Genomic DNA, 12,250 nt, shown 5'->3' on the forward strand with positions numbered 1-12,250 from the left:
CGGTCTCCAGGATATAGTTCTGGTCGCTGCTGCCGAAATTGGCACCTCCAGAAGAACCGCCCACTGAAAAAGTGAGGATCGAAGTGGCTGTCCCGCTGGTATTTCGCGCAGTCACCGTATAGCTCTGGCTGACCGTAACAGCAGATAGCTTCCCGCTGATCTTCCCCGTGGAATGGTCAAATGTCAGACCGATGGGAAGTGCCGGGCTGATACTATAGGCCTGCTGTACACTCACCTTCTTAATCCGATGGGACGTATTCTCGGCAATATATAATTTACCGGCGGCATCTTCTGAGATGCTGAACGGATTGGTGATCTGGCCACTGGTAGATATTGTGATGACATTGCCCGATGGAGAGATATAACGCAGGGCATTGTTGAGCATATCCACCGAGTAGATATTGCCACGCCTGATTACAAAATCACTGAAACCGTTGAACCGTGCTGCGCTCCCCTGTCCATCGACAAAGCCAGTCGTGCCATTGCCCGCAACCGTGGTGACGTTACCACCGCTCACCTTACGTAAGATATTATTAAGACGATCGGCTACATACAGATCTCCGTTGCTATCGAAATACAGCGATTTGGGCTGATAGAAGCGCGCGGTAAGCACCGTTCCATCCTGCTGCCCCTGAACCCCACTTCCGGCGTAGTCACTAACAACTCCCGAAGGTGTGATCTTTCGTATCTTGTTATTATAGGCATCCGCAACATAAAGGTTGCCCGATCCGTCGAATGCAAGCCCCATGGGATAATGGAACGAGGCCGCCGTACCCGTGCCGTTGGCAGAGCCGATACTTCCGCTTCCTGCAAAGGTTGTTACCACACCCGAAGGTGTAATCTTACGGATGCGGTGGTTCTGCTGGTCGGCGACAAAGATATTGCCCGAGGCATCTATGGCCAGAAAGCTCGGATGGCGGAAACGTGCTGCCGTACCCGTACCGTTAACATAGCCATAGACCGTACTGTTGCCACCCGCAAAAACCGTCTGCACGCCTGCGGCTGTACGCTTCAAAATGGAATGGTAGCCCGTATTGGTGATATAGAGCGATCCGTCAGCAGCGCTCGCCGTATTCAGCGGATTGTAATAACCTGATAGCAGTGTCTGTTCAACCGTGACCGAGAAAGTAGCAGCGTCGCCGCTGTTTGTTGGTGACCAGCTGATCTGCTCGTTCACCGCAAAGGTACGTGCCGCTCCGTAACTGATGACAGGTGCACCCGTGGATAGGGGCTGCACCATGCCACCCTCAGGTAAGACCTGCGACATGTTCATCATGGAAGCCGGGACGACAGACTGCAAATGTGCGTTCAGGGTATCTGTCTGCGCTCCGGCGCTTAAGAACTGCACTGCAAACAGCAGCGACAGGTAACTATATAGTTTAATGGATGATAGCTTCATATCCTGATCAATAAGGGGTCGTGTTTTTTAGTTAGTGCCGGGTTTATAGTGGTACTGATAATTTTTCAATACATTGCTCTCGAAATCCAGCACATCCTTCAGTCGCTGGAAGCCGTCGTATTTGTAATACTCCGTAATGCCACGCGGATCTGTCATACTCGTCATCCCTACAAGCGGTCTGTAGGTATAGATGCTTACCTGGGCATCGGCAGGTTTAATGACAAGATTTTTGATATGCCCGTAATTGGTGTTTACTAACAGACCTCCATTGACAGAGGTAAACCGTATCCTACGCTGGTTCCAATTCCCCCTCTCGGCAACAATCTCGCTAGATAGAACTGTTGCATAATTCATATCTTCCCCGAAATCGGATTCGAGTTCCCAGAACGTCATCTCATATACCTTATTCGCATCAAGCTGATTGCTAAAGTGCATGAAACCGATACCCGAATAAATGGCTATCGCATATCCAAAAACCGGATCGGTTTCTATCTCGAAGTCCAACGGCATATTATCGTAATGGTTACACAAAAATCTACCATCCTGATCGACATCCATAATGGTAAATTCTCCAGAAAGTGCATTGACAGCCTTTCCTATAGGATATTGACCGTTGTAATCCCAAACAAATGCGGCTTTATTGGACGTATTAGAGACAACTTCAATGGGATTCCCATATAAATTGTCGCGCGTGATAGCTTCGCGCAATTCGTACCGAAAGTCCTTTTGAAAGACACCATTGGAACTGACATAACTTCGCGTAAAATTTGAGCGAACAACAGGAGATTCTGTATTCAACAAATATCTACGTATTACTTTTCCATTAGCAGGAAGATAGGTAAATAACTGAGCCTGAACCACACGTTTATCGCTACCTCGTTCTACTTCGTCTACAATTTCTATTGGGCTATAAATATGCTTGGCCCTTAAGGAGTTGATGCCGACCATTACGGGATCGGAGGAGGCACCGACACCATAATCAGAAAAATAAGTAAAATACTTAGACCGCAAACTACCATCACTCTCAGTTGTCCGCACGGAATACACTTGGTTATTTCGAGAAGCTGGATCATACTCATATTCTGTTAACTGCTCTTTCCCATTTTCAAAAACCCTGACCTCTTTAAGAGCCTTAAAGACTGATTTTTCGGTAAACAACACGGTAAAGACTGAAGCGTTAATAGGTAAATAGCTTGGTGCAGCCCCTCTGATATTAACAGTACCTAATTCCTGATAGGTATTACTTTTTTTATATACCAACTTATAGCTCGCATTATATATCTCATGTTCAAGAAGATTTCCATTTGAAGCGTGCGTAATATTGGGCGCATCCTCCGCAAACAAATCTTTACGGCTACTAAAAGGATATTGATTGCAGAAAAAAACATATGGAGTCTGATAATCGTAAGTATACTGTATATCCCGCCTCCAGGCTTCACACGGCGTGCCCAGCCTAAAGATAAACAGACCGTTATTTGACTCGGTCTTATTTTCAAATTTGAACCGTTCGAAGCCAAGACTCTGCCCATTCGAACCAGTCTTACGCTCCTCCACTTCACTGTACCCAAGTGCAGTACCTGCCGCAGACGAACTATATGAGTTTTGGCTATAAGAACTCAATTTATAAAATGAGTTATTAAAATCAAAGTTATAATAGCTCAAATGCTTCATGGCATACATAAGCTTGCCACTCCAACCGTAGGAATACGATTTTTTTGTTGCCAGCGCACCCGTAGCTGCATAGTCAGTAATGCTTTTGATTCGACATCCCAGGCCTTTTCGCAGCTCGGGATCACTTAAATTAATCCAGTCAGCAGCTACGGTTATGCTTCCTCCTGTACCTTCTAACAAATGATTATTTCCCGCAGCATAGTGTATCGCTTCGTAATTTGCATAATCGTTACTTTCAAATTCAAAAGCCGTATACCCCCCCGTAGGATATTTTATTTTTTTTAGCATTCCCGCCGTCACATATTGCTCATGTACATCCCGGTCACCGTACACTCCCCTACCGCCTGTCAAAAAAGCATTTACCGAACCAACTCTAGCATAGTATGGAAAATATGGTAAAAAAACGTTTTTTGGATCGTTGTCAAGCTGCCCATTATAGAAACCAAATAAATCCTGTGCAAAAGAATCTTTATCAGGAAGTTTTCCTGTACCTGTGTCCAAATATTCAAATGAATAAGAGGATGTGTTATTATTATCATCTACCCGTGAAACCGAAGACAATTTAAGTCTCTTCCTGATATAATCAGGATGCATACTTCCACTATCAAAATACGAATAAGAAAAATTCCACCTAAATTGCTGTTTCCCGCGAGAGGTATAAATAATATTGTCGATCTTTTGCTGGTAAACACCATTAGTCTGCTGCATGTCCGACCTATTTGACGTATTGAAAGTGACTTTCGCATCTTTGTGTACTATCTCTTTTAGATAAAGATTTTTCGATTCGCTAATTGTAAAAGAGTACGAAAACACATTTTCTATACACGAAATAGGTTGACTTACTGGAACTACAAGAGTTTGAACTCTCGAAGGTAATAGTAAGAGGTACTCTGCTGCCTCGCTATAAACAAAGTTAATGGTTGAGCCCGTTGGGCTTACCATCTTTGTAAGGTACCATGATGATAGAGCATAGCGATATGCTTGTGGAGAAACATCATACTCACCATACTTATTCCTGATATTACGTTTTCCCTTTTCCGAAAGTTTGCAAGTGGCATCATATGGAACACCTTCTTCATAATGTAGCTTGCCCGCTAAAGCTTTACCTGATCGGCTTCTTGATTTCTCTACCTTATCAAACCAGTATTCGACGCCCTTTTCGTCGGTCACCTTAAACCCTTGCATACCAGTCACATCGTTATTAATTAATTCAACCTTGAGGTCGTCTTTCGTTAGTAGTACGATATTGTAGGTCTCACCTGAATGACGAGGTTTATCGATAATAAATTTACCCGATCTGCCATTAAAATTGAAATTGAAAATATCAGCCTGTCCATCGATACCACGTAAGGCAATCGACTCCTGAAATGTTTTAATTAACGGATACTGGTTACCATAGCTATGTATCATTTCATATTGCCCTTGTACATACCGATCGTAAATATCCAGAATATGGGGCATATTAAAATTGGGAAAACTAGCCTCTTTGAAATAACCTTTACTCCTACTATATATAGAATTCGGATAAGTCTTCTTTACCTCCGGAAAATCATCCTCTCCTCTAATGGTCCTTGTTATAATACCGCCAGCATTTAATGACCAGGATATACCAGCCCATCCTGCCTCATCTTCGACTTTCACCCCACGACCATGATAACTCAACGAAATATCCAAATTGAGGTCTCCGCCAACAAAAGAGGTAAATGGGATTATTATATTGGGAATGCCCGTGTAATGAGATACCGGTATATCACCATATATACCCAGTGAACTGGCTGTCGGTGACGGAAGGTCGGGTGCTTTGGTCAACGGAACTTCCTGCTGAGCAAATAATAAGTTGCTGAACAAGGTCCAATAAAGCAGAATGATCAAGCTCGATTGCTTTGGTAAAGCAAACAACTTTAGGAATTCCATTCGACGTTGTCTTATGCTATATCTATTATTAAAAATAGCCCCTAGACATGAGGTTAATACTTTCATAGTTGGTTTTTTATACAGAGCAATGGTAAACATTTGACTTAGCATTACCAATGGTTCCAAATGGATTTAAAAAAAACTTGATTCAGAGTTAACAAAGGAATCATGATTATTATTACAATATGTCTATACTGTTAACAACGCGGCTACTACAATTGCATATTGCAGAATATTTACCGCTTTACACCTCTTGATTCCACGTTGGAGTATTTGTTTGTGGTTACCATGCAAAAGTGAATTCTTATGCCTTTAACTCCTCGTCCAGTCCTTCCTCTCCGTTATAAGATACTTATTAAGTATAATTGGTTGGGCTCCTAATGGAGCATAATGAATTCGTCGTCTCAAATTATCGTCTTACTTTGGAAACCGAACTCGCCACTTATGAATTAAAAATAACATAGGGGTTTTAACACCACATTATCAATGACTGATTTTTTCAAAAATATATCTTGAATGGCATAACGGGAAAGGTTCCCGTAGGCATATTGTTGGGGGTGGAGGACCACTAACTCGCAATTTTCATTTCTAACTATTCGACATACTTTGGATACATTTTCATGTCACGCATCGCTTCAGTTGGCGGATACCGCAATGTGTAATCGAGCTTTTGCAGGTCAAAGATACTTAGATCATAACGTCTAAGAATCATATACCGCTCATTTACAACTTCACGAGGATACTTCGCCAGTGTATCAGCGTTAATAATAAAAAAGGAAATTGTATCTTTTGGAATCCCCTTGTAAATTTTTTCCCAAGAAAGACCACCTCCGGCTACTTCTTTCTTTTGATCGGGGTATATGATCAGTTTGTTCTGTTCCTCGAAGTAGATAATTGAATCTGGATAGGAATGCACTGTATTCCTATTCATGTGAAAGTAAATATTTTCATCCGAGTTATTTTGCCGAGAAAGTGGGTAGTAGTAGTCCATCGCACATTTACTGGCTAATAGTAAACACGACAGACAGACCAAAGCAGATTTAAATAATAATTTGTATTTCATATCTTATCTTTTTTACCCGGTCTATATACAAATGTAGTTAACGTGCTTTGTATCCACGGAAGTCGAATAGAAAAATTCGTATACCTGTTATTTCTTAGTCGCGTCTCTAGTTGGGTCATTGATCTGGCCTGCAAAAAGCACCAGCCCGGAAGATGCCTCCCGGATAAAAAATAAAAAAGGTTCGTCAAAGCGGATGACAATAGGCTCCTGCGGTTGCGGCATGGAGGTTAGCTCAATGCCAACGATCGTAACAGCGGCCGCCTCGGTTCCTTCTTCACTAACCTCTACAAAGGCTTTGTGCTTTACATCGCTGATATACACTCCGCCATTTTCTGTGATTCCTGTAAAATCGGCCCCGACATTAAAAGGTTTAACCATACCGAAGCTGACCAGCATCGGTGCTAATGAACTCTCATAACTGGTCTTGAATTTTGGCAGATGCACCTTGGCCTTGGTTCCCCGGAAACCCTCCACCAACGATTTGATCGCTGCTGGATCTTGAAAAGTAGCCTTCAGATTGCCCAATGATTTCCCCGGTTTGGATTTGACAAGGACCATATCAAATTTTCGGTCTGTATAGGGTAATTGAATGGCCTCATAATCCGTTGTGGAAGCCGTATTGAAGGTGTGTTCGGTCTCCATGAAATCAGTTTGGATCACCTCTCCATCGGACTTTTTAAAATCTTCCTTCTTGGTCTTGCTCTTGTCGAATTTATAGTCCCAAGCTCCTTTGAAATAGATGGCATTGATGAGGTACATAACGACGTCGCCAGGAATCTGATCTAGGATACTTGGAATTTTTGTCTTTGTCTTCTCGTTCACCCATCCATTTATTCTATTTAGGGCCTGCGGATTTGAAAAGTCCAAAGGTGATATTTCGGCATTGAAATAGTTTCTGTTCATATCCAGAAAACTATTACGTACGCTAAATTCGTTCGTGTACCAAATTGAATTGGCTATCTCCATGTTAGTCTTCGCATTCAGATACGGCAAATCCGTAATAAGCTTTTTGTAGTATGCATTGACCAACTCTGCATCTATTCCGTCCATATTCAATGCTTTCTGCATTTGACTTAAAGTTTCGCCTTTCGCGCCGTTACTGGTCATGGTAAGTGCTGCCCCCACACTCAATGGTGAAAAGAACAGGTTTTCATTTGCCGTGATATTCCCGGAGAGTTGGGCCATCATATCAAAAGCAAATTCATTATTTAAATCGACAAGCTGCTTTTCGGCGGCGGTCAATTCGAGGTTTCGCTCGTCAAAAGGTATATCTTTCTTCTCACAGGATGAGAAAAGCACAAGTGTCGCGAAAATTATCCATAAAGTGGTTTTCCTGTTCATAATCGTGTATAGTTATCATGCTAAAACGAAGCCTGGATATAAAATGCTACAGCGAAAATATCGTTGAAGCCACAAGCTGCGGCCTCAATGTCTCATCCCGCATGTCGCCATCATGCATAATATATATTTTGGAAGGTCTTAATGCTGACGGCAGCGTATCCAAGCGGAGCGTACAGACGTATCGGAAGATAAAGTAGTTAGGAAAGAGAGGGTGTAACTACTGCGACGGGGAACGGGCGGCTAAAAAAAAGCCACCCAGAATTGGATGGCTGTAATAATTTATAAATTTTGTCAGGCTATGTGAGCGCCTCGACTTCTTCAGCTGAAAGGCCTAGAAGTTCACAGATATCGAATTTGTCATAGCCTTTGCTCAACATCTTGCGTGCTGTTTCTAATCTTTCAGCATAGGCTTTTGACTCGGCTTCAACAAGCGCCTCCTCTAATGCTCGCTCCTTCTTATCCACTATTTGCTGCTTCTTATCCACTACTTGCTGCTTATCCTCCAGTGCCTGCTTACTCTGCTCTAACGCCTCTTGCTTCACCAATAACGCTTGCCTTTGTTCCTCCAGTGCCTGCCGGTCTTCCTCTAATGCCTGACGCTGTTCCTCCTGCGCCTGACGCACCGCTTCCGCATCCCATTTGCGCTTTAAACTGATATCGTACATATGTCGCTCCTCCTTTGTCAATTTCGCGTAACGCGCCAACTGGAAAAACCGCTGGAATACATCTGAATTCAGTATCCGCGGCAACGTCTTTAACCTAGACATATTCTTAAGCATAAAGAATACCTTATCCAAATCGCTCTCCAGTTCGCCCTCGCCTTTTACAAAGTTAATCAGTTCCATGTAAATAAACCCCAATCCTTCGTAAAATATTTCCCCCGAGTCTCTATCGCACAGACAGATATCGTGAAAATGGGCATCATTGGTGCTATCGGGCATATGGAAGCCATCCATGAGGATAATGGTATATACCTCTGGAAGAGCGTATGCCCAGCTCCTACGCCCGCCATGGGGAGCCTTGTCGGAGATAACTTTGCTGGCATAGTATAACATACGCTTCTTGAGGTTGGAATGATGACTGGTCTGCATCTCAATAATGATCTCCTGGCCCGTGCTGGTCTCTACTACCAGATCGAAGATTACGGTACCGATATCTTCGGCTGATCCGACACGCTCGGTGTCGCGGTAGATAAGATCTACGATGACCTTGCGCCCGCGGAAGATGATGTTGAGAAAATTGATAAGGTTGGTCTTATCGCCAAATAATCTCTTGAAACCCTCGTCAGTGGTAGGGTCGATAAATACTGGATGTACTGAGTCTTTCATAATAAACATTGTTTGCTTTAACATGAATAAAAATTGTTAATGCAAACCTCCATAAAACTAAAAATATTAGCCGTACGGTAAACGCTTATAGTCGATTATAAACGTTTGTAAACGGATAACATAACGTGTCAGCTACCGCTGTTTTCGTTATTGTCCAATAAATAATTGAAGATTATTTCGTTAATTCGTTATTAAAGAGATTAAGATGACCCACGCTGAAAGACATATTATTGAAACATATTCGGGACTTTTCGAAAGCTTGAGTTCGATTAGTAAGCTCGAATTGCTTGAAAAACTCGCAAAATCCATCAGGAAAGATAACAAAACCAAAGAAAAAGAGTTCTTCAAATCGTTTGGGGCTTTTGCATCTGATAAGCCGGCAGAAGAAATTAAACATCTCCATTAACATTCCTATGAAATAGAGATAAGATAGTTATATTTGTAAGGAATTAGTTGTGTTATCCAATGATTAAACCGCTTATAGAAGATTCACGCACGGAATTTAAAACTTCATTCAATGACTCCGCCATTGAATCGCTTTCGGCCTTTGCCAATACTAAGGGCGGTAGCCGGCGACCCAATAGAAAACTTAAAGAAGCCTAAACTGATCAATAAGGAAAACCGGATTACAAATGCCGCGTGGCTGCTGTTCGGCAAGGGGAACATCGGTTATAATGTACATATGGGAAGACTGACCCCCCCTCCTTTATAATTGATGATCGCATGTTTAATGGATCTCTGTTTGACACGATCGAAGATGCTATGCGTTATGTGATCTCCCAAATAAAAGTGGCATTTGAGATCAAGGGTATGCCTACCCAACGTACAGAGATTTTTGAATATCCTCTACCTGCCTTACGTGAAATTTTACTCAATTCGCTGATCCATAGAGATTACATGAGCCCTGTTGATATACAGGTCAAGATATTTGATAATAAAATAACGTTTTACAATCCTGGTAGTCTCTACGGCGGACTTACGTTATCCGAACTTAAGGGTGATGATTACCAAGCTCAAGCTAGGAACAAACTAATTGCCGAGGCGTTTTACCTTACCGGAGATATTGAGAAGTACGGAAGTGGCTTTCTAAGGGTACGTAATGAACTCTCAACTTACCCCACGATGAAGTTTGATTTTGAAGAAAAAGCTACGGGCTTTCTTGTTACGCTGAGTTATACAGAGCAGAAGACATCTACAGAACTACCCAACGTGAGTGATAGATTAACGCCTAATCAGTTGAAGATTTTATCCGCAATAAGATCGAATAGCAGAGTGACCTATTCGGAACTGGCAGAAATCGTAGGCATTGCTCCTACGAATATAGCGAGAAACATCAAAAAAATGACAGATAACAATATTATACGACGTGTAGGTTCTACTAAAAGAGGCTATTGGGAAATTATTGATTGACACCATGATAACTTCATTCCAAATAAAGAACTCTTGACATTTGGCTTCACCTGGAAATTGAGTGTACGTCGTGCAACACTTTTGGCTGATAGCCTCTTTTTTCTTTCTATACTTCTCTACGATCTGCACCTGCATAAATCTCCGCTCCCGCCGGTATATGCAAATCGCCGGCGCATGGACTCTGTCCCGTGCCTATTAATATAGAGGATAGAATGTTTGGGAAAAGTCTGAAGAGTTTTTGGTGTAGAAAGAGTTTGCACATTCTTAGGATTTCCAAAAAAAAATCAACCAAGTGAAAAGCCGTATAGCCTTAACTAAAGGAACTAAAATATGTCTGCAACCAAAAGGTTTAAACGCTTTTAAGGAAATTGACTCACCACGGTTATGTTGATCAAGTCCTTTATGAATACTCTTTGTTACATGATCCGGCAAACTAACTGATTGGGGTTCAAAAGGAACTTTCAAAGCTTTTAACACAGCCTTAACGGTCTTTAATTGTTCTATAGATTCCGGATGTATTGTGATTGCTTTCATAATTCTTTCTTTGTAAAGACTATATACAAATGTAGTTAAAGTGCTTTGTATCCACGGAAGTCGAATAGAAAAAACACTATTCGTAATTCATTTTTATCTGCAATTATAAAAAGATGATCATAGGAAGGCATCCAGCTCTATTAGTACAAAAAACCAAAGAGCCATAACGGGATCTTATGATGAAAACCGTGCGTAATGTCGTCTGAAGCAACATATGCCCTATCAACTCCTTTAATCTGTTTTTCTGTTTTATCTTTACCACCAATTTCAAAGGTATATTGATTGTCCACCGTAAAATCTCCCTGTTCGGCATAGCTAAGGTCGTGCGCATAACCAACTTGGTTAGCAAAAAACGTTTCACGAAGATTTCCGCGATTCGCATTTTCCTTTGCCAGCAAATAAACAAGATTCGTGTTTTCGAGATAAATTTTCGATGGCTTTTGCAACAGACTGATTCCTTCCCCGTATTTGAAAAGATTCGTGGTTAAATCTATTTCATCCAGATAGTGCAGATAGGACAACAAGGTACTTCGGTTAATTCCTATCTTTTCACTTATTTTACTTACGTTGGGGATGAACGGTACGGATTCCGCAATGATCGTTAGCAGCTGTTTAATTTTAGCCACATAAGCGAGGTCTATCTGCCGTAATAGCGGCAATTCAATCTCCAGCATCATATTTAATACCTCTCCTAAACGCATAAAATAGAGATCGGGCTGTTCTTTATAGTAGGGGTAATAACCCTGTTGAAGATAGTTCGAAAAATGCTGGAAAGGCTTGATCCGCTCATTTACTTCCCTAGCTTTGTCTGTATGTTGAGCCAATAAATCGACTAAGGTTATCCGTTCAAATCGAACACCTGTTTCGATAGCCAGATATTCCCTAAATGAAAACCCCTGCATAGTATAGATCACAGCCCTTCTACTAAGATCTGCCCGTGCATTTAAGATTTCTAATAAGGACGACCCCGTAAAAACGATTTTCAGTTCAGGATAGTCATCGTATATATTCTTCAATTCCTGCGCCCAGCCATCATATTTGTGCACTTCATCCAGGAATATGTATTTCCCTCCCTTTTGTTCGAATTCTTTAACCAGCCCAACTAATGAATTGGTGTTGAACCATATCGTATCCAAACTTACATACAACACTTCGTCTAATCGATCAGACAAGTGCAGCTTGATATGTTGCAGGAGCAAGGTTGTTTTGCCGATGCCCCGAGCTCCTTTTATACCGATTAACCTCGCATTCCAGTTGACTTCTTGCATTAGACTGCGCTTGAAATCAACACTTACATGCCTGAGTTTTCGTTGAAATAATTCTATTAGCGCTTCCATTTCGTTTGCCGTAATAAACAAATATAACAAATATTGTTCATTGCAATAAACAAATATAACGAATATTGTTCACTACACTAAACAAATATTATAAAAATCGTTTATCGTGATAGACAATCACAAAAAAATGAAGCTACGTCATAAGAATAAAGCAGCGCCCGTGACTAGCCTAAAAACTGTAAGCCCAGAAATTATTAAAGCACGAGCACCGTTACACTAACCAAACGACCGCGGAAGGCAGTTTTATTTCTGA

General features: G+C 41.7%; 10 protein-coding genes. 3 read left to right on the top strand and 7 right to left on the bottom strand.

The features are described from left to right. The 5 genes from FAZ19_RS23285 to FAZ19_RS23305 all read right to left on the bottom strand — a co-directional run. The coding region (locus FAZ19_RS23285; RefSeq protein ID WP_188876238.1) for a putative Ig domain-containing protein at window positions 1-1,237 on the bottom strand (1,237 nt) is incomplete at its 3' end. A gap of 189 nt (window positions 1,238-1,426) precedes the next feature. After that, window positions 1,427-5,050, bottom strand: a complete 3,624-nt coding sequence (locus FAZ19_RS23290) for a hypothetical protein (RefSeq protein WP_136823184.1) — start codon at window positions 5,048-5,050, stop codon at window positions 1,427-1,429. A 526-nt stretch (window positions 5,051-5,576) separates the two neighbouring features. Beyond that, window positions 5,577-6,047: a hypothetical protein gene (locus FAZ19_RS23295; protein WP_136823185.1), complete on the bottom strand. Its 471-nt coding sequence runs from the start codon at window positions 6,045-6,047 to the stop codon at window positions 5,577-5,579. Window positions 6,048-6,134: 87 nt separating this feature from the next. Beyond that, window positions 6,135-7,388 (bottom strand): serpin family protein, encoded by a 1,254-nt coding sequence (locus FAZ19_RS23300; protein ID WP_136823186.1) that lies wholly within the window; start codon window positions 7,386-7,388, stop codon window positions 6,135-6,137. Between the two features lie 296 nt (window positions 7,389-7,684). Further along, a complete protein-coding gene (locus FAZ19_RS23305; RefSeq protein WP_169305764.1) occupies window positions 7,685-8,716 on the bottom strand; it encodes an Rpn family recombination-promoting nuclease/putative transposase in 1,032 nt (343 codons plus the stop codon). 205 nt (window positions 8,717-8,921) lie between these two features. Between FAZ19_RS23305 and FAZ19_RS23310 the strand changes: the two genes are divergently transcribed. From FAZ19_RS23310 to FAZ19_RS23320, 3 genes are all read left to right on the top strand, one after another. After that, window positions 8,922-9,122: a hypothetical protein gene (locus FAZ19_RS23310; RefSeq protein WP_136823188.1), complete on the top strand. Its 201-nt coding sequence runs from the start codon at window positions 8,922-8,924 to the stop codon at window positions 9,120-9,122. Between the two features lie 111 nt (window positions 9,123-9,233). Next, window positions 9,234-9,428 carry a hypothetical protein gene (locus FAZ19_RS23315; protein ID WP_136823189.1) on the top strand — a complete coding sequence of 65 codons (195 nt, stop codon included), beginning with the start codon at window positions 9,234-9,236 and terminating at the stop codon, window positions 9,426-9,428. 11 nt (window positions 9,429-9,439) lie between these two features. Then, a complete protein-coding gene (locus FAZ19_RS23320) occupies window positions 9,440-10,126 on the top strand; it encodes an ATP-binding protein (protein ID WP_136823190.1) in 687 nt (228 codons plus the stop codon). Between the two features lie 264 nt (window positions 10,127-10,390). Here FAZ19_RS23320 and FAZ19_RS23325 read toward each other — a convergent pair whose 3' ends face one another. Both FAZ19_RS23325 and FAZ19_RS23330 read right to left on the bottom strand, forming a co-directional pair. Beyond that, complete coding sequence (locus tag FAZ19_RS23325) at window positions 10,391-10,660, bottom strand: DUF2683 family protein (protein WP_136823191.1); 270 nt, start codon at window positions 10,658-10,660, stop codon at window positions 10,391-10,393. Between the two features lie 140 nt (window positions 10,661-10,800). Continuing rightward, window positions 10,801-11,997 (bottom strand): ATP-binding protein, encoded by a 1,197-nt coding sequence (locus FAZ19_RS23330; protein WP_136823192.1) that lies wholly within the window; start codon window positions 11,995-11,997, stop codon window positions 10,801-10,803. Between the last annotated feature and the right edge of the window lie 253 nt (window positions 11,998-12,250).

Source organism: Sphingobacterium alkalisoli, assembly GCF_005049105.1.
Classification (GTDB): domain Bacteria; phylum Bacteroidota; class Bacteroidia; order Sphingobacteriales; family Sphingobacteriaceae; genus Sphingobacterium; species Sphingobacterium alkalisoli.